The sequence below is a fragment of the Vibrio sp. Vb0598 genome, assembly GCF_033338935.1.
Classification (GTDB): domain Bacteria; phylum Pseudomonadota; class Gammaproteobacteria; order Enterobacterales; family Vibrionaceae; genus Vibrio; species Vibrio alginolyticus.
On record NZ_JAWOTP010000001.1, the window covers coordinates 543,413 to 563,828 of the forward strand.

Below are 20,416 nucleotides of genomic sequence, written 5' to 3' on the forward strand. Positions count from 1 at the left end.
TTTTTATATATAAACGCTGTGTGAGATAGTAAACTAAAGCAAATTATTGGTAATTGTGATGTTTATGTTTATTGTTCAGCGTTTGATTAAGTTGGCCGTTATCTGTGCCGTTTTCTTTACTATTTTCGATCTGATCTCCTATGGAGAGGTGACTTGGTTTCAACGGTTTTTGGCTTTTCTACACTAAACTCAGATTTCAATACGTTAGCTACTTATAAGGCGATCGATTTCTTCCTATTCGCCTTATTACTCCCTCTTCAACCAAAGCCTTAAACAAAGCAATACTTAACTCGTTTTTTCAACTTCCTGTCGGTGGAAAAAACGCCAAAATGCAACTAAATTCATATCAATGACAAGTTTAAGGTATGTAGTTGATGAGGCAATTCAGCGCAATCGCACTAGCTGTTGTAACACTCATTTTGAGCCAAACAACAACTGCAAGAAACGCGAAGATGTTAGGTGATATCTCCCTAGTTCAGCCCATACAGGGTGATCCTAATGTGGATATTAAGCTAGCGAGAATTGGCTGGCATCTCTTCCGCGATCCTCAATTATCGTCAAATGGTAATGTCAGCTGTGCGACATGCCACAATCTGCAAACCAATGGCGCTGAAAATACACCTGTCTCTACGGGGGTGAAAGGTGATGGAATTAGAAATTCTATAACAGTGTTTAATGCAGCGTTAAATTATCGTTTTTTATGGGATGGTACGGAAAACACCTTGATGGCTCAGATTGATGGTCCAATCCATAATCCAATGGAAATGGACTCAAACTGGCAAACAATAGAGCAATATGTAAAAGAGAGTGAACATTATCAAGCTCTATTTAATCGTGACGGTGAATTGCCGATTAACGTTCATAATATCAAGTCCGCTATTGTGGAGTTTGTTGAAGGGCTGCAGACGCCTGGCGCACCATTCGATGCTTACTTATTGGGTTACACGCATGTACTGAGTGAACAGCAAATCAGAGGTTGGAAAACATTTCAGACTTCAGGTTGTGTGCAGTGTCATCAGGGCAAAAATATCGGCGGAGCGATGATCCAAAGGTTCGCCTATTTCAAGGATAAGCCAGTAGTAGAGGACTCGGGCAGGCAACTCGTTACGATAGAAGATGAAGAGCGATTCTATTTTAGAGTAGCCAGTTTACGCAATGTCGCGCTAACGAGTCCTTATTTTCATAATGGGCAAGTCGATAAGTTATCCGACGCGATACAAATCATGGCTAAAACCCAGCTCGGTATAACGATGAACGATGAGAATGTCGCGGACATTGAAGCATTCTTGCAGTCGTTGACAGCACCTAGACCCATAATTTTAGAGGTGTTGGAAAATGAATAAATTCAAACTGATCAACTTTTGCTTTTTTATTGGGATACTGACGTGCTGCACACTGGCGTATATGTCGTATATGAATTCAAAAAACGCTCAAGAATTTCATGCAGAGCTAATGAATATCGGACATGAATTGATTGAAGAGCGTGATGTTATCGTGAACCGATATGCCGTTGAAGATAGGAAAAACTATGAGTTAACAACATCTTTAGTAGAGATAGAAATCGCAGCACAGGCACTGTTGGAATCATCAAAGGCATCAGTTTGGTTTCCCGTGACACCCAATCGTATAAAAGTTAGGGATACGCTTGAACAGTTTAAGGAGCGAGTGCTTCAAACAACGTTGAAGCTTGATATGTTAATTGGTGTTCAGGTAGAAAATCGGTATGCATTACTCATGTTGTTCAATTTATATCAGCAAGATGTTTCTACCGAGCGCGGCCAATCATTGGGTGGCAGTCGTTATTTTGAATTTCTCAACCAGTTGCTTCTAACACAAACTGAAGTTGAGAGTGAAAAGGAAGCGAACTTCCTTAAACGGCTTCAAACGAGTGATAAAAGAATTGAATTGCTGACGAATGAACTGCTTGATCACACTTATATTGAGTTTGTCGAAAGCTCAGAGCATCGGTTACTCAATATTGCTCAAAGTGAGGCGCGTTTTACGTGGTTGTTTGTATTTATTGCGGTGATGTTTCTAGTTAGCGCGTTTGTTTATCAGTCACATCACCGAATACATAACTTAAAACAGTTGAATCTTGAAATTGAAGAGGCGAGAAACAAAGCCGAGCGAGCGGCAAAAGCGAAATCAAATTTTCTCGCTGCAATGAGTCACGAACTAAGAACGCCGATGAATGGCGTACTAGGGCTTTCTCAAATGATTGCAGAAGAGACCAAAGAGCCGACGACGAAAGAGCACATTAGGGTTATTCTTGACTCTGGCCAGCATCTGATGACTATCCTCAACGATATTTTGGATTTTTCTAAAGTTGAAGAAAACAAACTGGAATTTGAGCAAGCTAAGTTTAAGCTCGATCAAGTGCTTTCTCCGGTGTGTAGCGCAATAAAACCACTTGTTGATGAAAAAAATATCGAGTTAATCTTGGAAAACGAGATTTCTGAATATACTGAATTTACTGGGGATTGTGCGCGTTTACGACAGATCTTGTTTAATCTCGCCGGTAACGCGGTGAAGTTTACTAATGAAGGGCATGTGCTGGTTAGAACTGAGTTAGATGAATCGAATCAGTTGTTGGTCATGCGCGTGAGCGACACCGGTATTGGTATTGCGCCAGACAAGCACGAGCATATTTTTAACTCGTTTGAGCAAGCAGACTCATCAACGACTCGAAGGTTCGGCGGAACAGGGCTTGGGTTAGCCATCGTCAAAAAACTAACCGATTTGATGGGGGGCCATATTACTCTGAAGAGTATAGAAGGCGTTGGAAGTCAATTTATCGTTGAGTTGCCGATTCCTTGGGTAGAATCTGCTCCGAAAAAGCAGCAAGAAGCACCGAAACCTCGCGCAAAATCACACCATTTAAAGATACTACTTGCTGATGATAACCGTGTGAATGCCATTGTGGCAAAAGGGTTTTGCGAAAAGCTTGGGCATGAAGTGGAAGTTGCAGAAAATGGATTAATCGCGGTTAAAAAGGCGAAAGAGAACGAGTACGACCTGATCTTGATGGACAACCATATGCCCGAGATGAATGGCGTTGAGGCGACACGCGTTATCCGACAAGAGTTAGGTATCAAGACATTACTCTTTGCGTACACGGCAGACGTATTTCGTGAAGCTCACGATAGCTTTATTGAAGCAGGAGCAGACCATGTGCTTACGAAACCGCTACAGCATGAGAGCTTTTCAGACGCTCTCAAACAGTTTGCCGCCAGACTCGAACCGAAACAGAATCCGCCACTAACGAGTGACAGCAATGTGCTTCAATTGCAACGTAAGCCAATCGAGAACTTAAGGTTAACAGAGGAAGAACTCTCCCGTTCAGGCATGTTTACTTCTTTACGAGATGAGCCAGAAGCGCTCGACGAGTTGCTAAAAAGCATTATTGTCGATTTTGAGACTTCTGTTGATGAACTTATTGAATACTTTATGGCTGAAGACTTTGCTTCATTAGAGCTGACGTTGCACAAAACGAAAGGGATGGCACTGAACCTAAGTTTACCTATTTTGGCGAGCCAAACGGAGGCCCTGGAAACTCAACTTAAAGCCAACCAAAGTCCCGAGATTGAGCAGTTGCAGATGCTGATCAATCGGCTACAGGTCAACATCCATCAGTCTCATAGACTTTTGGATGATATCCAGAAGAACAATGCCGATCCTCAACAGATTTTATAGTCCCTGTGAGTGCGATGCTTTCCTTAACTCATTTTGTTGTGGTTTACTGTGGCAAGGACGGATAGTGTTGATTCGTCGTCGGAAAATCAGGGAGTTAGAATGAGTAAGCATTCCGCTTTAATCAAATGGCATCGTAAAGCTGGCGAAGAGTTTAGTGATAATAAGTATAGTCGGGCACACATTTGGCAATTTGATGGAGGGTTGCAAGTCCCAGCATCTCCATCTCCCCACGTAGTACCATTACCACTATCCGTAGAAGAAAACGTTGATCCAGAAGAAGCGTTTGTCGCGGCACTTTCTAGTTGTCATATGCTCGTTTTCCTGTCTATTGCAGCAAAGCGACGTTATGTTGTGGACAGTTACTTCGATGAAGCGGTAGGGGAGCTTGAAAAAGGCGAAAACGGAAAAGAGTGGGTATCAAAGGTAAGGTTAAACCCTAAGATAACATTTTCAGGTGAAAAACAACCGACACCATCTCAATTAGAAAAACTGCACCACATGGCCCATGAGAATTGCTTTATCGCCAACTCCGTTAAAACAGAAGTGACAACGCTTATTGCGAATTAAGTGGAGCTCTTTATCAAAAAGCGCGGCCTATTGCGGAGTTATATTAAGCCAGCAGTCATCCTGCTGGCTCGTTCATCTAGACGACACCTTGCTCAATCATTGCATCAGCGACTTTTCTAAAGCCTGCAATGTTGGCGCCTAAAACTAAATTTCCAGGTTGGCCAAACTCTTTACTGGTTTCGTTTGCATTGATGAAAATATTTTTCATGATGGTTTGCAACTGACTATCCACTTGTTCAAACGTCCAGTTTTGCATGCTGGCGTTTTGCGCCATTTCAAGTTGACTGGTTGCAACGCCGCCTGCATTGGCTGCTTTTGCAGGCCCATAAGCTATGTCCGAGTCCACGATAATATTGGCAGCATCACGGGTGGTTGGCATGTTCGCCCCTTCACTAATCAAAATACATCCGTTTTCGATAAGAGCCAGTGCGTCGTCTGACGTTAATTCATTTTGAGTCGCACAAGGGAAGGCAGCATCAGCCTGATATCGCCAAACAGCATGTCCTTCATTAGGATAGTCGCCCTCTGGTGTGTATTCTGCTTCAGGGTAAGTTTCTAAATATTCTTCTAAGCTTGCTCTTTTCACTTCTTTCAGTTGTTTTAGGAGCTTAAGATCAATACCGTGCTCATGATAGATCGTACCTCGAGAGTCGCTGCATGTAACTGGCGTTGCTCCCATATGGTACAGTTTTTCAATGGCGTAGATAGCCACGTTGCCAGCACCAGAAACGAGACAAGTTTTCCCTTTCAATGAATCGTTGCGGTCGTTGAGCATGCACTCTGCAAAATAGACGGCGCCATATCCTGTCGCTTCTTTTCTGGCGAGTGAGCCACCCCAAAGCAGACTCTTGCCTGTAAGCACACCTTCGTAGCGGCCCGTCAATCGTTTGTATTGACCAAACATATAGCCAATTTCGCGCGCCCCGACACCGATATCGCCTGCGGGCACATCGGTGGTAGGACCGATGTGACGGTACAACTCGTTCATAAATGATTGGCAAAATCGCATGATCTCGCCGTCGGATTTTCCTTTAGGATCGAAGTTTGAACCGCCTTTGCCGCCACCGATAGGAAGGCCAGTCAGTGCGTTTTTAAAAATTTGCTCAAAGCCGAGAAATTTTATGATGCTCGCATTGACTGAGTGATGGAATCTCAATCCTCCTTTGTACGGCCCCAAAGCAGAGTTGAATTCAACTCGATAACCTTTGTTTACTTGTACATTTCCAGCATCATCAACCCAAGGAACTCGAAACATGATTTGACGTTCTGGCTCGACGATCCTCTGGATAATCGCTTGTTCCTTATATTTATTATTGCCTTCTATTACCGGCGCGAGAGAAGTTAATACTTCTTCTACCGCTTGGTAAAATTCTTTTTGCGCAGGGCTACTGTGTTGCAACGCAACAATAGTATCGTGTATGTATGACATAGATTTCTTCCTTGATGTGAATAAGCAATCAGTTTATATGAATGTATTTCCATTAAATAGTGATTTTGACCAAGATTCAATGGTTGTAGTGGTCTTTCCTGCGGATGAGAATGTGCAGCTTCTAACCCAGGCTGTGTTGGTTGAGATAGGTAGGGCTAGCTAAGTAAGCGGGTGGTTGAGTGATCAGTTTCACATATAACAAGCAGAAATCACTTTAGTCGATGTTGTTGTGCAGTTACGCAAATTGTTTATGTTAACGTCATGTTAAAGTTTGTGTGTGTAATAACTTGTGAAAAGACAACTATATGGATGAGCTTAAGGTTCTGAACTCGTTTATTCAGCAGAATGGCCTACCAGCGTTTGGCCACCTTGATGGAATTCCAACATCGTTACAGCTAGATAAATTTACCTACCTCGATGAGATGGATAAGCCGGTATCTAAGTGGCGCCGTTACCGCGATTATAAGCAGTTTCAGTTCGTCAATTTGGTCACACCTAATTACGTCATTGGAGTAGCGATTGCTGATATACGGTATTTAGCATCCGGCTTTTGCTACCTGTTTGATATTAAAAAGAATAAGTTGATTGAGCAACAATGGTTGAAACCTTTTAATATAGGTTATCAAACTCAGCCTTCCAGTTGGTGCAGTCTTGCCCATCTTGCTAACAAAAGAGTTCAGTTTTCTATTAAGGATGGTATTTGGCACGTCCACTTTGTGACAGAGTCAGTCAATGCGGATCTCTATTTACGTCCAGAAAATATGAGTTTGCCATTAATGTTGTGTACGCCAACAGGTTATGCGGGTTGGACATATACTCAGAAGCACAATGCGTTAGCAGTAGACGGTAACTTGTTCATATTAGGAAAAGAGCAAGATCTTTCAGAGGTGGCTGCTGGTTACGATTTTTCCGCTGGGTACATGCGGCGAGAAACAAGTTGGCGCTGGGCGAGTATCAATTGCTTTGAGGATGACAGGCGTCTGGGGTTGAACTTGGCAGCTGGCGTTAATGAAACTGGCTATTGCGAAAATGTATTGTGGATTAATGGTCAGCGTCACTTTTTGCAACCTGTGCAGTTTCAGTTTTCACGAAGTGATGAAGGGCAAAAGTGGCATATTACGTCGGAAGATAAACGAGTTAACTTACAGTTCACGCCTTTGAATCGACGCTCAGAGAAGAAAAATTTTTGGCTTCTCAAAAGTAACTTTCGTCAGTACATCGGTTATTTCTCTGGCTATATTATCGATGGAAATGGCATCAAACATCAGTTAGAAGAAGTTATGGGTCTTACTGAAGATCACTATGCAAAATGGTAGAAACACAATGGATTGGACGCAGTTGATGGACCGCCCAGAATTACTTCTGATGATTCTGGCTCCAGTTTTCTTTTTCTGCATGCTTGCCGAATATTGGTTCGGACAAAGAAGGGGACGCTTGCCTGAAAGCGCGACGTATTACTTCCCTGAAGTAGCGTGTAATTTTGTTCTTGCGGGCTTACACCAAGCGACAGACATACTCACGGGTTTACTGATTGCTCAGTTGTATTTGTGGTGGTTTGATTGGCGTTTGTTTGATATCGAAATGAGCGTCTCAGCTTTTCTTTTACTTGTTGTCCTGCAAGATTTTTTCTATTACTGGTTTCATCGGGCTAGCCATCGTATTCGTTGGATGTGGGCCGCGCACGTTGTTCATCACAGTTCGGAAAGAATGAACTTCAGTACCGCCTTTCGTCAAAGTTTAATGTATCCGCTAGCGGGGATGTGGATTTTTTGGTTGCCCTTGGTGATTATTGGTTTTGAGCCAAAATGGGTTGTCTTCGTTGTGTTGTTTAATCTGGGCTTACAGTTTTTTGTTCACACCCAATCAATTCGTTCGCTCGGGCCACTAGAGTGGGTATTTAACACGCCGTCTCATCATCGCGTTCATCATGGTGTGAACCGTCAGTACATCGACAAAAATTATGCGGGTGTATTAATTATTTGGGATCGAATGTTCGGAACGTTTGAACCAGAGGTGGAAACGGTTCGGTATGGGGTTTCTAAACCTGTAAACAGCTTTAATCCCATCCGCGTGACGTTTGCAGAATGGAAAGACATGTTTTATGACGTAACTCGACCAAACTTATCATGGAAACAACGCTGCCGCCGTTTGTTCGCTCCGCCATCGGATTTTTATGAGTAAATTGAGATAAAGAGATTGGAGCGGGCAGCGGGAATCGAACCCGCATCATCAGCTTGGAAGGCTGAGGTAATAGCCATTATACGATGCCCGCGCATCGATAGGACTCAGTTAATATGCCACACTGGACGAAAAAGAAAAGTCTTTTCTCATCAAATGTTTGTCAGTTGCCTAAAAAAGTAGCGGACTGATGTTAAAGTGTTCATTGTCTCTGGTTTTTTGTGGCACTCGCGATTCCGCTACTAAGCCTAGGGGCTTCCAATTAGGTCGTAAACACCGAATTCTTAGGTGTTTAGATGTTGATGATATTCAAGATTTTCTGTGTAAAGGTTAATCTCGTTTATTGAACAGTCACGTTTCATGGTCAAGACTAGATATTGAAATGATTACTTTTTACTGTTGATGCGTATGTATAACACAGGGTAATTCTGCTGAAACAGTCAGCTTAACCAAAGGAGATTTAACATGATGAGAGGTTTGATATTAGGGCTGGTGGTGATGCTGGTATCTGCTTGTACTACCGTTACAACCGATGTAGATAAACAAGCCGACTTTTCAGCTTACAGAACGTTTGACTTCGGTGCTCAGGCGGAAGCTCCTACTAGTATTGATGGTCGACGTATTGAGCAAGGGCTTGCTGAACAGCTTGAGGGTAAGGGTTTAAACAAGGTAAATAGCGGCGGTGACCTTTACGTACATCATGATATCGTAGAAGAATCCGAGCTTGTTTCTTCAGGATCGTCGGTGAGCTTTGGCTATGGCTGGAATAGCTTTGGTGTGATCACTTCAAGCCCGGAAAGATATAAAGAACGTAAGTATGGGAAGTTGGTGGTTGAACTGGTTGATGCAAAGGCTAATCAAGTCGTTTGGAAAGGCGTTTCAAGTCGTAAACTGTCTGAGTCAATGAGCTCTGAGAAAAGAGAATCTCTCATCCAAGAAGAAATCGCGAAGATGTTTGAAAGCTACCCTTACGGTGAAAAATAATTAGTATTCTTAACGATTAAGAATACTAATTGCCAATAGTTACGCACAGGGTTAAAAGAACTTATTATTTTGGTTTTGGTTACCTTTGTGCGTACGACTCTGATTGCTTTACTCGGACTACTTTTCTGCTTGTTGGCTCCGAGCATGAGCCTGGCGCACTCACACCCAAATTTTCTTTCCTTTCATAACCAGAATATTGCTGTTGACGCTAAGTCGAAGCGCTTTTCAGAACATCCTATCTCTCCAATACAACAAGACTATCCGAGTTTAAACAGCCAGAATGTATTGAGGGTTAGCCATGCTAAGGAAATGAGCTCGAACGACGATGTAGAACCCGAATGGTTTGAAATGCTTGATGTAGCATGGTGGGCGCATCGTTCGGCAATTTACTCGATGAAGCGGCTAAAACGCATCGGCAATGAGGCTTTAGGTTGTTGTATTGAAAGTATTTTTACTCACTTTAAATACAGAATCGGAGTGAGAAAAGAATCGAATTTCATATACCGCTTTATACATGCTCGCTAACACACTCCATGTTTTTGCAACTTTTGGTTAATTATGCTTAGGAGCGGTTTATGTTTGATTCGATAATTCAGGTCTTGAGTGCCTTTTGGCATCAAGATTTCACGGCGTTAATGGCGCCAGGCAGTGCAGGTTTAGTTTATTTTGTTGTTGCTGTGATTATTTTTTTGGAAAGTGGTTTTATTCCTGCTGCACCTTTCCCATGCGACAGTGTCGTCGTATTATCCGGTACGCTGGCGGCGGTTGGCGTCCTTGACCCAATTATGATCATGTTGGTGATAGCTGTTAGTGCGGGATTGGGAAGTTGGGCGGCTTATTTACAAGGCAAGTGGCTAAATCGCTTACCTAAGGTCCAAGGTTGGGTGAGCGCGGTTCCTCAAAAGCGTTTGGAACAAGTCGACGTATTACTCAGTAAACATGGATTGATTGCGCTTTTTTGTGCGCGGTTTATTCCGGTTGTTCGCTCCCTATTGCCATTAATGATGGGGTTGCGAGTGAAACGTATTAGTAAATTCCATTACTTTGCGTGGTTGAGTGCGATTTTATGGACGCTGGTATTATGCGGTTTTGGTTCATTACTTCCTTTGCTACCAGAAAATATGAGCAAAGCAATCACAATGCTATTAATGGCGGCACCAATAATTACTCTTGTGATTGGAGTGCTTAGTTTCTTGTTTGTTAAAGCACGTCGAGCGACCTGTAAACCCAAGGATGTGTCAGAGTTTTCCCAATAAGTTTACTTTGATTTGCACTTTTAAGCTTGTATGCAGATTAGACCTCTAATCGACAGGTTTTTGTCAGTAAAAAGAAAGGCGCATACATTGCGCCTTTCTTTTTGAGTGTCGTTAGAGTTTCGAATTTAATAGCCAATGCTATATAGGTATTCGCCAACTTCTTTACACTGAGACTTGTAGATGTTCTCTACTTCAGACTCATTCTTATCTGCTGCTTTAAATTCGAGTTCGGCAGACGATAGCTGGTCAAAGCTGTAGTCTCTCTCAGACATTAAGTAGTGTCTGAACATCGCTCTGTGTTCCGGAACTGCAATACGTGCGTTAGAAACGTTGGCACACTCTAACAGAGTGTCGTTACTCATTTCTTCTGGCTTAGTTTCTGTGTTTGCTAAGGTTGAGCCCGCTGCAAATAGTAATGCTAGTGCGATGGTTGTAGCGATTCTTGTCATTATATGGACCTCAAATTGGTTCTAGTAACAATGAGCATATTGGTTCTTATCGTTACATTTTCGTGTTCTCTGTATGTCATAAAAAGTTAAACAACAGAGAAGGAGTTGCGACCATGAGTAAAGACGTACATTAAGTTCGCTTCCTTTCTTCCTGAGAGGCGATAAAGAGAGCGTTGACTCATGAGTCCGCCATAACTGTCTAGAGGTAAGCGAGATGCTTGTTTTGCCAACTCCAGTAGTGGTGGAGAAGAGAAAGCAATAAGTAAAAAATAATCAGGAGTAAAATCTGATGATAAAACGCCATCAGTAGCTGATGTTCGGCGACAGGAGACAAGCCCGAACAACTCGCGCTTTATATGTAGGTAGTAACTTTCTGAACCCCAAGAGCTCAGAGAAGCTGAGGCATGAAAATCAGTGTGTGCTAGCTCAAAATCGTCTTGTTGAGAGAGTTTAAGTAGGCGCTCGGAAGTGTAATGTTTGGTGTGGTGCCACTCATGCGCATATGAAGCTGTGATGAGCCCTGAGAGCAGGGAAAAAGAAAGCATCAATAATATACGGTGTAGATAACGCAAGAAGTAACCCTAAACATATAAAGCCACAGTTACCCACCATGATTAAGGAATCTTAGTGGAACTATGATAACGATGAAAGCCAGTGTCTGATGAACTCAGCGTATACTAACGAGATGGAAGGGGGATGAACAGAGTTTTCTGATCGCACTTAGGTATATCAGCGAATAACACAATAGTTTTCGCTTTCGAGTAAGCGAAAATGGAAAGAGAGTCGTTGCACAAGGACGATTAAGCTAACAGGATTATTACTGGGGAAGAAATAGAATCTTCTTTTTTCTTCCCCATATGTGTCGCATCGATATTATGCGCTTGCGTAAATAACGCTGCCGCCTTTTATAGTGTCAATGATCTCGCGAGACAACTTCTCTGGCAAAGCAGGGCAACCCCAACTGCGTCCGAGGTATCCATTCTTCTTGATGAAGGAAGGGTTTGCGTAATCGGCACCGTGCACGACAATGTAACGCTCGCGAGCTTTGTCGTTTAATCCAGAGCTTAGCCCATCTAATCGAAGTGAATAGCCATTTGAGCCGTAGTAAGTGGTATCAGTCAAAAAAGTGCCCAATGATGTTTTTCGCGAGTTTACGACATTTGAAAACTGTGTCGCTGTTTTCTTTCCGCTGTTCACGCCGTGAGAAACATACGTATTGTAGATTAGCTTCTTTTTATCTAAATCAACCACATAAAAACGCTTTTCAGTTGATGGTTTACTATAGTCGATGATCGTTAGTACCGACTTCTTTCTATCGGGTGTCTTCTGATAAGCGATGTAAGCGTCACTGAACAACTTAAAGTCTACTATGCCATCTAGCTTGGCTTGTTTAAACACATGTTCAACTTGCTTTGGTCGTAAATGATCCCTGGGTTCGTTATCTGATTGTTTTGCAAAAGCAAAAGGTGAGACAGACAACAGCGCACATGTAAATAATAAAATTAACTTTTTCATCTTGGCTAAATAAAACTCTATGGTGTTACAAATTTACCGATTGCTTCATGCATTCGTTAAAACAACATGCACATCAATATAATTCTATTCCCAATGTTTCTTATTGCACGCTTAGGTGCTTGATATTGGGTTGACGATAAGTTTTCGAGTTAAAAACTAACTAATTGAAACTTATATAAAATATGAAGTTTAACGATGGTTTCTATAAACTTCGGCGTAAATAATATCTGATATATGTAATTAATAAAACTGTGTTTAAGGATATTTGTGAAGTTGCTAATTTATAAAAACGGCGTTTTATTTTTCGTACTTTAGAAACTCTTTTTATTTCAATGTGTTTTCTTTTTCTACGCTTTATCCAATAACTCAAAAGTTTGTGATTTAACTCGTAACAAATCGTAACGCCGAATCGTTATGTGTATAAGTGCATTTATAATGTATGATTAAACAACAGGGTAGTAAGAAAAGGCAGTAAAACAGCGGTGAATCGGTTTTTTTTATTCACGATTGACAAAGCCAAGTCTAAGTCGTACAAAAATTGAACTTGTGAATGTATCGTTTAAGTGAGAGTGATGAGCTCGACAAAAGTGAAGTGATGCGTGCTATTGTTTATTCTCTAATTTATTCGATTACATAAGGAAGGGTACATAGTAAAAATTGAAAAAATAATTCTATCGTGTGGATTAAAATATATGAATAATAAAACTTCGAAATTAAAAGAGAAGAACGCCAGATCTGAATGCATTAAATTTTTGAACATGAAAGTAAACTCTATCTATTATGTTTGGTTTGGTGGGAGAGTGCTCATCTCATTAAGAAAAGCGCTCAAATTTATTTAAGGACGGTTATGACAGCATTTAATAAAGTGTTTATTGTCTCTCCCAATGTTAATGATTTTGCAATGTTGCAAGAGTCGTCATTGGAAATGTCTCTTCAAGTAACGGCAAGCAAACCTATCCAACTCTATGGAGAGCCTGTTAAAGCCAGTTGGAAAAGTATTGATATTGAATGGTTAGACGTTAAGGGTGAAAAGCCATTACCCAGGCCTGATATTGCAGCATGGGGATCTTTTACTCTTGCTGTATCCGCTTCTATTGCGGATAAGCTCGATGTGTTGAGCGAGAATGTCGAATTTTTACCATTAAATCTACAAGGAAAGCCTTGGCGAGCATTAAACATTGTCACTCAAATTGATGCCATTGATACCTCTGCTACCGAGTATAATCTTCGTCATGGTAAGCTAAGTCGTGCTAGACCGTCTAAGAAACTCGTTTTGAATAGAGAAGCCGTTAATGAATCTGACTTGTTCAGAGTAAAAGGTGCTGGGCTCAGAACGTTTTGCACGGACAAAAAAGGTGGCTTGTACGATAGCGTCAAAGCGCTGAATTTGACCGGTTTGGATTTCAAGGAAGTGCTGGTTTAAAAACGAATAAATAGTGATTTACTCGACTAAAGTCATAGATATAGGTATGGGGGAACAAAAGCTGAGCATCTATCAATGAAGCTCATATACAGCTAAATACAGCCGCCACAGTTGTGACAGCTGTACGTCTCCCCTTAACTTATGTTCTTGAAACCCTAATTGAGCTGACCATGGACGCATCAAATCGACTGTCGTCATTTGCCGATTGCCACCACAAGCTCAATTGTTCTTTAGTCATTGGTTTGCCAAATAAATAGCCTTGCATATAGTCGCAGCGGTATGCCGATAGCCATTCATGCATCATATTGTGTTCAATACCTTCTGCTGTAACCGTTTTATTCTGGGCATGGCATAGCTCAATAATAGGTTTGATCACATGGCCGTTGTTGGTCTTCATCAATGTAACGAGGAACTCTCGATCAAATTTGATTTTTTGAACCGGATACTGAACGAGCTGAGTTAACGATGTGTAACCAGAACCAAAGTCATCAATTGCAAGACGGTAGCCACGTTTTGATAGCTCATCAAGTAGAGCCGTTCCTTGTTGTTCTGCGGCAAAGGTTTCGGTTATTTCTATCTCAATACATTCTGGTTTAACACTGTGCAGTGTCGCTTGTTCATGGATGTAGTTTGCCATTTCTATCGAGTTTAGCTCTGCTGATGAAAGATTGACCGAAAGAACAATATCCTTACCGAAAATATTCCTTAATTGATGGTATTCCGCCGTTGCATTGGCGAAAACCCAGCGGTCAATTTTATCAAATAATCCGGCTTGCTCTGCAATTGGAATAAACTCCTTTGGAGGGATAGGGCCGATACCTTCGGCTTCCCAGCGCAACAAGACTTCTAACCCCTCAATTTCGTTGCTTCGATTGTTCATATAGGGTTGAAAAACAAGGTGAAATTCTTCCTCTACATTGCTTTTTCGGAGCGCACGTTCAAGTTGACTTCGTCTTTGAGACTCAATATTGAGAGCGGCTGAATAATAGGCGTATTGATTTTTCCCTGCCCGTTTTGCTTGATACATAGCCGCATCGGCACTGGAGAGTAACTTCGCGATGTCAGTACCGTCTTGAGGATATTGTGCAATACCTACGCTTGCCGTAACGGGAAATGAATTACTCCAAGATGAACTGAGGTTACTAATCGGTTTTAGCAGCTCTGATGCAAGCAAATCAGGCAAGCGTTTTACCTCTTGATTTGAGCTCAGCAAAATTGCAAATTCGTCACCAGATAATCTGGCGGCAAAGCAGGGACTGTTGTAATCGTGCGAGAACTTTTGACAGGCATTCTTGATGTGTGATGAGAACACTTTTAATAAGTTATCTCCCAATTCATGCCCGTATTTATCATTCACGTATTTAAAGTTATCAAGATCGACGTAAACAACCCACAAAAACTGCGAAGGGGAGATAAGTTCACGAGTGGCAAGCTCATGAAAACGATGGCGATTGGCGAGTTGCGTCAGGTGATCCGTTTCAGCTAGGCGTTTTGTCTTTTTATAGATGACATTAAGTTCCTCATACATATCAAAAAAGCGTGCAGAGAGGCGTCCTATTTCATCGTTTGTTTCTAGCTTTTCAATATTGTCACGTTGATTAGATTCAAGTTCGTTCAGCTGCTTATCAAGGCGAGAAACAGGGCGCAACACATAGCGATACAACACCAAAATGATTAATGTGATGGTGAAAAACGCCGCTACGCCAAAGGAGAAAGCAAGTTCTAGCCACACTTTATCGACTTTGTTCCACATTAAATATTCGGCAGGAGAAAGCACGGCATAAAAGTGCGGCAGCAGCTCAATGGTTTGAGCGAGAGGAATATCAAGATAAATGGGTTTGTCGGCGAAAGTAATCACGCTGTGTGTGTCAAACTCGATTTCATGCTTAATCTCGTTAAAGGCTTCAAGTGATACGGAAACTACCACAAAAAACACATTTTTCGAGTCAAAGCTCAAAGGGTGAGTCCCCGTTCTTTTGTCGACGACCTCATATTGAAGAAGAATGCTTTGTCCACTGGAGTTATAAATAAAGCCAGTGTGACTGAAAGCCTCTCTCTCATTGAAACTTCGTGATATGTACTCTAACACCTTTGGATCGACCACACCTGATGATTCGTAATATTTGTTTTCTGTGTAGTAGAGAAGGTTTTGTTTGCCGTCGAGGATCGCCATGCTCGCATCGCCTTTGTAACCATGGCTTAATACTTCAGCGGTCTCGTCTAATCGATTAAACAAGACTCGCTCACGATAGGGGTTGTTATGATTAACCAAATAGTCTTGTAATACATCACTTTTACTGAGCGTATAGGCATAGCTATTAAGAAAAATATTCGCTTGTCGAAACTGCCCGGCGAGCTTTTCCATCTGCAACTGAATATAGCTGTCTTCCCGCTTGATGAGCGTCACTTTTTGAATGCTATAAATAATATAGCTAGATACTAATGCGCTTAATAAGATCACTGGCGCGACAAGCAAAATGACTCTATTGCTTAACTTCATTATGGTTCTTAGTTTCCGTTTGTGTCCCTACAAACGTCGCGTACCAGGTAAGGTACTGAACGGATGATGTGTTTTGGCAAATTGTAACCAGATTGTAAGGTGAGCGTTCTCCAAAATCAGGCAGCTATCTAAGAATTGTGATGACGTGAAAGGTTTCGAGCTTATTAACTAGAGGTTTTCTCAGTAGTTGGACGTCTCTTTTCCTTCCTCCCTGTATAAAACCTAACCGTAATGACAGGGAAATACCATCATCGAAACGTTTCGATGGTAAAGTGTGACTCAAGTGCACTTTTCCTATTCAATGACAATTGAATTACAGATCATTCTCACACCTTATCGATCTCACACTGGTCAAATTGCGATGACGAATTATTATTTCATCGAAACGTTTCGATGAGTTTTCTGTTAATAACGAAAACACTTTAAAACAGGCGCTCATGGTTGTATGAACGTGTAACCGAAAGGTCGATGAGATGAAAAAAAGTACCCTAATTAACTCAGATATTTCTTACTTGGTGGCGACGCTAGGCCACACTGACGAGATCACGATATGTGATGCTGGTCTACCAATCCCAGAGCATGTTCAGCGAATCGATTTGGCGCTAACGCATGGGGTACCAAGTTTTCTTGATACTGTTCGCGTAATTCTATCTGAGTCCCAAATCGAAGGGGTCATCATTGCGGAAGAGTTCTCTGATGCAAGCCCAGTTTTGCATGAAGCGTTGCTCAACGAACTGAGCAAAGAGAGTGAAGAAACGGGCAAATCTATTGAAGTGAGCTACGTGTCACATGAAGCGTTTAAAGCACGCACGGCGCAAAGTCGCGCTATCGTAAGAACTGGCGAATGCTCGCCATATGCGAACGTTATTTTCCAAGCGGGCGTGGTTTTTTAAGCCAGAGATATTGAGGACAGATTATGACTCAAGCCATTCTACAACTAAGCGAAATTGAGAAGGCGTTTCCGGGCGTAAAAGCACTCGACAAAGCAAGCCTGAATGTTTATCCAGGCCGTGTTATGGCGCTGATGGGTGAAAATGGAGCAGGCAAGTCAACGTTAATGAAGGTGTTGACAGGCATTTACCACATGGATGCGGGGAGCATTCAATATCAAGGTCAGCCGGCGGCCTTTAAAGGGCCACGCGATTCACAGGAAGCTGGTATTAGCATTATTCACCAAGAGCTGAACCTGATTCCTGAACTGACGATTGCCGAAAATATTTACTTGGGACGAGAGTTCACCGGCTCCTTAGGGCGTATCCAGTGGGGCAAAATGTATGACGAAGCTGACAAGCTTTTAAAACGTCTCAATGTAAAGCATTCATCAAAAACATTGCTTGGCGATTTAAGCCTTGGTGAACAACAAATGGTGGAAATAGCAAAGGCACTTTCGTTTGAGTCGAAAGTCATCATTATGGATGAGCCAACGGACGCATTGACCGATACCGAAACGGAATCACTGTTTAAAGTGATTAATGAGCTCCGCGAGCAAGGATGCGGCATCGTATACATTTCGCATCGTCTTAAAGAAATCTTTGAAATCTGTGACGACATTACCGTGCTTCGTGATGGTAAGTTTATCGGTGAGTGCAAGGTGTCCGACACTGATGAAGATGGCCTAATTGAAATGATGGTTGGCCGAAAATTAGAAGAGCAATATCCACGTATTGATGTCCAACATGGCGAAACTTGTCTTGAAGTCATTGGTTTGACTGGGTCTGGCGTTCAGGATGTGAGCTTTACTCTCAAGCGTGGTGAGATTCTTGGAATTTCTGGCTTGATGGGCGCAGGCCGCACTGAACTCATGAAAGTCATTTACGGCGCATTACCTAGTGAGCATGGTGTTATCAATCTTGATAACAAAACTATTAACCCGGTTAGCCCGCAAGATGGCTTGGCAAATGGTATCGCTTACATCTCTGAAGATCGCAAAGGCGATGGTTTGGTTTTAGGTCTTTCGGTTAAGGAGAACATGTCACTTTGTTCGCTAAACCAGCTGACCAAAGGCTTCCAGATTCAACACAGCGACGAAGTGATTGCTGTGGAAGATTTTATTAAGTTATTCAACATTAAAACCCCAACGCGAGATCAAATCATCGGCAACTTATCTGGTGGTAACCAGCAAAAAGTTGCGATAGCGAAAGGGTTAATGACGAAACCTAAAGTTCTGATTCTGGATGAGCCGACACGTGGTGTTGATGTCGGAGCAAAAAAAGAGATTTATCAGCTCATCAACAAGTTTAAGGCCGAAGGCATGAGCATCATCTTGGTTTCTTCCGAGATGCCTGAAGTGCTCGGCATGAGCGACCGTATTTTAGTGATGCATGAAGGTCGTATCACTGGCGAATTTGATGCGAAAGACGCCGATCAAGAAAAATTACTCGCCTGTGCCGTAGGCAAAGAGATCAATGAGGAAGCAGCATGAGTACGAATACCATGAGCAAACCAACCGAAACTGGCAACAAGAAGTTGTTCACAAAAGAGTGGCTGATTGAGCAAAAATCACTGATAGCTTTGATCTTTCTGATCGTTGTTGTGTCATTTTTGAACCCGAACTTTTTTACGGTCGACAACATTCTCAACATTCTTCGTCAAACCTCCGTGAATGCCATTATCGCAGTGGGTATGACATTAGTTATTTTAACCGCAGGTATCGACTTAAGTGTTGGTTCGGTATTGGCATTGTGTGGTGCCTTTGCGGCAAGCATGATTGCGCTTGAGGTTCCGGTGCTGGTGGCGGTTCCAACTGCTTTAGTCGCAGGTGCAGCGTTAGGTGCGATCAGCGGTATCATTATTGCAAAGGGTAAGGTGCAGGCATTTATCGCTACGCTGGTTACAATGACGTTACTACGCGGTGTGACCATGGTGTACACCGAAGGTCGTCCAATCTCGACAGGCTTTACTGACACCGCAGATGCGTTCGCATGGTTTGGTACTGGCTACGCGCTAGGCATTCCAGTTCCTGTTTGGTTAATGGTGGTTGTGTTCGCTGCGGCTTGGTATTTACTTAACCACACGCGCTTTGGTCGCTATGTTTACGCACTAGGCGGCAATGAGTCTGCGACTCGCCTATCAGGTATCAATGTAGACCGAGTGAAGATTGGTGTCTACGCCATCTGCGGTATGTTAGCAGCGCTTGCAGGCATTATTGTAACGTCTCGTCTTTCTTCGGCGCAGCCAACAGCAGGTATGGGCTACGAGCTAGACGCTATCGCAGCGGTTGTTCTTGGCGGTACCAGCTTGATGGGCGGTAAAGGCCGTATCATGGGTACCTTGATTGGTGCGCTGATCATCGGTTTCTTGAACAATGCACTTAACCTACTTGATGTTTCTTCCTACTACCAAATGATTGCAAAAGCAGTGGTTATCTTGCTGGCGGTATTGGTAGACAACAAAAACAAGTAATTCATAACAATCTGTATATATAAAACAGTGAATACAAACCGAGTCAGGGGACGTGTACTGGCTCACCCTACACAAAGGACTAGAACGATGAAAAAACTTGCAACTCTTATCTCTGCTGCACTTCTTTCTTCAACCGTATCGGTAGCGGCGCAAGCTCAAGATACCATGGCGATTGTGGTTTCGACGCTAAACAACCCGTTCTTCGTAACGATGAAAGACGGTGCGGAAGCAAAAGCGAAAGAATTGGGGTACGACTTAATTGTACTGGACTCGCAAAATGACCCGAGTAAAGAACTGTCGAACATCGAGGATTTAAGTATTCGCGGCGTAAAAGCAATTCTTATCAACCCAACGGATTCTGATGCAGTGTCTAATGCAATTCGTATGGCGAACCGTTCTAAGATCCCTGTGTTGACATTAGACCGTGGTGCAAGCCGTGGTGAAGTTGTGAGTCACATCGCTTCGGACAACGTAATTGGTGGTGAAATGGCAGGCCACTACATCATGGAAAAAGTCGGCGAAAAAGCAAAAGTCATTCAACTTGAAGGTATTGCGGGCACATCGGCAGCGCGTGAGCGCGGTGAAGGCTTTATGAATGCCGTGAAGGGCAGCGATATGGATCTTCTTGCTAGCCAACCAGCTGACTTTGACCGCACGAAAGGTCTAAACGTAATGGAAAACCTGCTAGCGGCTAACCCGGATGTACAAGCGGTATTTGCACAGAATGATGAAATGGCGCTAGGTGCACTTCGCGCAGTTCAAGCTTCTGGCAAAGATGTCGTTATCGTTGGTTTTGATGGTACGGAAGACGGCATTGCAGCAGTTAACCGTGGCAAACTAGCGGCAACTATTGCTCAGCAACCAGACCTTATCGGTGCTTTAGGTGTTGAAACGGCTGACAAAGTTTTGAAAGGTGAAGAAGTAGAAGAGTACATCCCGGTACCACTAAAAGTAGTCACTAAGTAAGTTTTTAGTTCCAATAAATCATCCTAATTTTTGCTCTCTCCTCCGTTTATATCT

Annotated in this window: 18 protein-coding genes and 1 tRNA gene; 13 read left to right on the forward strand and 6 right to left on the reverse strand. The window is 42.6% G+C overall.

Annotation, left to right across the window (positions count from 1 at the left end; all coding sequences use genetic code 11):
* Positions 1 to 374: 374 nt before the first annotated feature.
* The 3 genes from R7Q38_RS02385 (at position 375) to R7Q38_RS02395 (ending at position 4,260) form a co-directional block, all read left to right on the forward strand.
* A complete protein-coding gene (locus R7Q38_RS02385) occupies positions 375 to 1,343 on the forward strand; it encodes a cytochrome-c peroxidase (protein ID WP_017820324.1) in 969 nt (322 codons plus the stop codon).
* Positions 1,336 to 3,693 carry an ATP-binding protein gene (locus tag R7Q38_RS02390; RefSeq protein WP_318114005.1) on the forward strand — a complete coding sequence of 786 codons (2,358 nt, stop codon included), beginning with the start codon at positions 1,336 to 1,338 and terminating at the stop codon, positions 3,691 to 3,693. The genes R7Q38_RS02385 and R7Q38_RS02390 overlap by 8 nt, the downstream gene beginning before the upstream one ends.
* Before the next feature lie 99 nt (positions 3,694 to 3,792).
* Complete coding sequence (locus R7Q38_RS02395) at positions 3,793 to 4,260, forward strand: OsmC family protein (RefSeq protein ID WP_206954255.1); 468 nt, start codon at positions 3,793 to 3,795, stop codon at positions 4,258 to 4,260.
* 76 nt (positions 4,261 to 4,336) lie between these two features.
* Here the strand turns inward: R7Q38_RS02395 and gdhA are convergent, their stop codons facing one another.
* Positions 4,337 to 5,689: an NADP-specific glutamate dehydrogenase gene (gene gdhA / locus R7Q38_RS02400; RefSeq protein WP_005373174.1), complete on the reverse strand. Its 1,353-nt coding sequence runs from the start codon at positions 5,687 to 5,689 to the stop codon at positions 4,337 to 4,339.
* Between the two features lie 305 nt (positions 5,690 to 5,994).
* Between gdhA and R7Q38_RS02405 the strand changes: the two genes are divergently transcribed.
* Both R7Q38_RS02405 and R7Q38_RS02410 read left to right on the forward strand, forming a co-directional pair.
* Complete coding sequence (locus R7Q38_RS02405) at positions 5,995 to 7,005, forward strand: DUF2804 domain-containing protein (RefSeq protein ID WP_033906458.1); 1,011 nt, start codon at positions 5,995 to 5,997, stop codon at positions 7,003 to 7,005.
* A gap of 7 nt (positions 7,006 to 7,012) precedes the next feature.
* Positions 7,013 to 7,870, forward strand: coding sequence for a sterol desaturase family protein (locus tag R7Q38_RS02410; RefSeq protein WP_005373167.1), 858 nt, complete (start codon positions 7,013 to 7,015; stop codon positions 7,868 to 7,870).
* A 16-nt stretch (positions 7,871 to 7,886) separates the two neighbouring features.
* On the opposite strand, the gene R7Q38_RS02415 is transcribed toward R7Q38_RS02410, so the two are convergent.
* Positions 7,887 to 7,961 (reverse strand) — tRNA-Gly (locus R7Q38_RS02415).
* A gap of 371 nt (positions 7,962 to 8,332) precedes the next feature.
* On the opposite strand from R7Q38_RS02415, the gene R7Q38_RS02420 reads away from it, so the two are divergent.
* From R7Q38_RS02420 to R7Q38_RS02430, 3 genes are all read left to right on the forward strand, one after another.
* Complete coding sequence (locus R7Q38_RS02420) at positions 8,333 to 8,851, forward strand: DUF4136 domain-containing protein (protein WP_053304498.1); 519 nt, start codon at positions 8,333 to 8,335, stop codon at positions 8,849 to 8,851.
* 144 nt (positions 8,852 to 8,995) lie between these two features.
* Positions 8,996 to 9,376, forward strand: coding sequence for a hypothetical protein (locus tag R7Q38_RS02425; protein WP_239939126.1), 381 nt, complete (start codon positions 8,996 to 8,998; stop codon positions 9,374 to 9,376).
* A gap of 50 nt (positions 9,377 to 9,426) precedes the next feature.
* A complete protein-coding gene (locus tag R7Q38_RS02430) occupies positions 9,427 to 10,107 on the forward strand; it encodes a DedA family protein (protein WP_138940149.1) in 681 nt (226 codons plus the stop codon).
* A 125-nt stretch (positions 10,108 to 10,232) separates the two neighbouring features.
* Here the strand turns inward: R7Q38_RS02430 and R7Q38_RS02435 are convergent, their stop codons facing one another.
* The 3 genes from R7Q38_RS02435 to R7Q38_RS02445 form a co-directional block, all read right to left on the reverse strand.
* Positions 10,233 to 10,556: a hypothetical protein gene (locus tag R7Q38_RS02435; RefSeq protein ID WP_005373158.1), complete on the reverse strand. Its 324-nt coding sequence runs from the start codon at positions 10,554 to 10,556 to the stop codon at positions 10,233 to 10,235.
* Positions 10,557 to 10,642: 86 nt separating this feature from the next.
* Positions 10,643 to 11,101: a hypothetical protein gene (locus R7Q38_RS02440; protein ID WP_239939127.1), complete on the reverse strand. Its 459-nt coding sequence runs from the start codon at positions 11,099 to 11,101 to the stop codon at positions 10,643 to 10,645.
* A gap of 328 nt (positions 11,102 to 11,429) precedes the next feature.
* A complete protein-coding gene (locus R7Q38_RS02445) occupies positions 11,430 to 12,071 on the reverse strand; it encodes a murein L,D-transpeptidase catalytic domain family protein (protein WP_005373154.1) in 642 nt (213 codons plus the stop codon).
* Between the two features lie 847 nt (positions 12,072 to 12,918).
* On the opposite strand from R7Q38_RS02445, the gene R7Q38_RS02450 reads away from it, so the two are divergent.
* Positions 12,919 to 13,494 carry an imm11 family protein gene (locus tag R7Q38_RS02450; RefSeq protein ID WP_239938729.1) on the forward strand — a complete coding sequence of 192 codons (576 nt, stop codon included), beginning with the start codon at positions 12,919 to 12,921 and terminating at the stop codon, positions 13,492 to 13,494.
* 139 nt (positions 13,495 to 13,633) lie between these two features.
* On the opposite strand, the gene R7Q38_RS02455 is transcribed toward R7Q38_RS02450, so the two are convergent.
* Positions 13,634 to 15,994, reverse strand: coding sequence for an EAL domain-containing protein (locus tag R7Q38_RS02455; RefSeq protein WP_213904448.1), 2,361 nt, complete (start codon positions 15,992 to 15,994; stop codon positions 13,634 to 13,636).
* Between the two features lie 473 nt (positions 15,995 to 16,467).
* Here R7Q38_RS02455 and rbsD point away from each other — a divergent pair, with 473 nt between their 5' ends.
* The 4 genes from rbsD to rbsB all read left to right on the forward strand — a co-directional run bounded on the left by rbsD (position 16,468) and on the right by rbsB (position 20,362).
* Positions 16,468 to 16,887: a D-ribose pyranase gene (gene rbsD / locus R7Q38_RS02460; RefSeq protein ID WP_005382620.1), complete on the forward strand. Its 420-nt coding sequence runs from the start codon at positions 16,468 to 16,470 to the stop codon at positions 16,885 to 16,887.
* 23 nt (positions 16,888 to 16,910) lie between these two features.
* Positions 16,911 to 18,416, forward strand: coding sequence for a ribose ABC transporter ATP-binding protein RbsA (gene rbsA / locus R7Q38_RS02465; protein WP_005373147.1), 1,506 nt, complete (start codon positions 16,911 to 16,913; stop codon positions 18,414 to 18,416).
* Positions 18,413 to 19,396 carry a ribose ABC transporter permease gene (rbsC, locus tag R7Q38_RS02470; RefSeq protein WP_005382618.1) on the forward strand — a complete coding sequence of 328 codons (984 nt, stop codon included), beginning with the start codon at positions 18,413 to 18,415 and terminating at the stop codon, positions 19,394 to 19,396. The genes rbsA and rbsC overlap by 4 nt, the downstream gene beginning before the upstream one ends.
* Before the next feature lie 87 nt (positions 19,397 to 19,483).
* Positions 19,484 to 20,362: a ribose ABC transporter substrate-binding protein RbsB gene (rbsB, locus tag R7Q38_RS02475; RefSeq protein ID WP_005373143.1), complete on the forward strand. Its 879-nt coding sequence runs from the start codon at positions 19,484 to 19,486 to the stop codon at positions 20,360 to 20,362.
* Positions 20,363 to 20,416 lie beyond the last annotated feature (54 nt).

Coding starts and splice junctions, on each gene's coding strand:
- R7Q38_RS02385 (WP_017820324.1), top strand. CDS start 375: ATGAGGCAATTCAGCGCAATCGCACTAGCTGTTGTAACACTCATTTTG.
- R7Q38_RS02390 (WP_318114005.1), top strand. CDS start 1,336: ATGAATAAATTCAAACTGATCAACTTTTGCTTTTTTATTGGGATACTG.
- R7Q38_RS02395 (WP_206954255.1), top strand. CDS start 3,793: ATGAGTAAGCATTCCGCTTTAATCAAATGGCATCGTAAAGCTGGCGAA.
- gdhA (WP_005373174.1), bottom strand. CDS start 5,689: ATGTCATACATACACGATACTATTGTTGCGTTGCAACACAGTAGCCCT.
- R7Q38_RS02405 (WP_033906458.1), top strand. CDS start 5,995: ATGGATGAGCTTAAGGTTCTGAACTCGTTTATTCAGCAGAATGGCCTA.
- R7Q38_RS02410 (WP_005373167.1), top strand. CDS start 7,013: ATGGATTGGACGCAGTTGATGGACCGCCCAGAATTACTTCTGATGATT.
- R7Q38_RS02420 (WP_053304498.1), top strand. CDS start 8,333: ATGATGAGAGGTTTGATATTAGGGCTGGTGGTGATGCTGGTATCTGCT.
- R7Q38_RS02425 (WP_239939126.1), top strand. CDS start 8,996: ATGAGCCTGGCGCACTCACACCCAAATTTTCTTTCCTTTCATAACCAG.
- R7Q38_RS02430 (WP_138940149.1), top strand. CDS start 9,427: ATGTTTGATTCGATAATTCAGGTCTTGAGTGCCTTTTGGCATCAAGAT.
- R7Q38_RS02435 (WP_005373158.1), bottom strand. CDS start 10,556: ATGACAAGAATCGCTACAACCATCGCACTAGCATTACTATTTGCAGCG.
- R7Q38_RS02440 (WP_239939127.1), bottom strand. CDS start 11,101: ATGCTTTCTTTTTCCCTGCTCTCAGGGCTCATCACAGCTTCATATGCG.
- R7Q38_RS02445 (WP_005373154.1), bottom strand. CDS start 12,071: ATGAAAAAGTTAATTTTATTATTTACATGTGCGCTGTTGTCTGTCTCA.
- R7Q38_RS02450 (WP_239938729.1), top strand. CDS start 12,919: ATGACAGCATTTAATAAAGTGTTTATTGTCTCTCCCAATGTTAATGAT.
- R7Q38_RS02455 (WP_213904448.1), bottom strand. CDS start 15,994: ATGAAGTTAAGCAATAGAGTCATTTTGCTTGTCGCGCCAGTGATCTTA.
- rbsD (WP_005382620.1), top strand. CDS start 16,468: ATGAAAAAAAGTACCCTAATTAACTCAGATATTTCTTACTTGGTGGCG.
- rbsA (WP_005373147.1), top strand. CDS start 16,911: ATGACTCAAGCCATTCTACAACTAAGCGAAATTGAGAAGGCGTTTCCG.
- rbsC (WP_005382618.1), top strand. CDS start 18,413: ATGAGTACGAATACCATGAGCAAACCAACCGAAACTGGCAACAAGAAG.
- rbsB (WP_005373143.1), top strand. CDS start 19,484: ATGAAAAAACTTGCAACTCTTATCTCTGCTGCACTTCTTTCTTCAACC.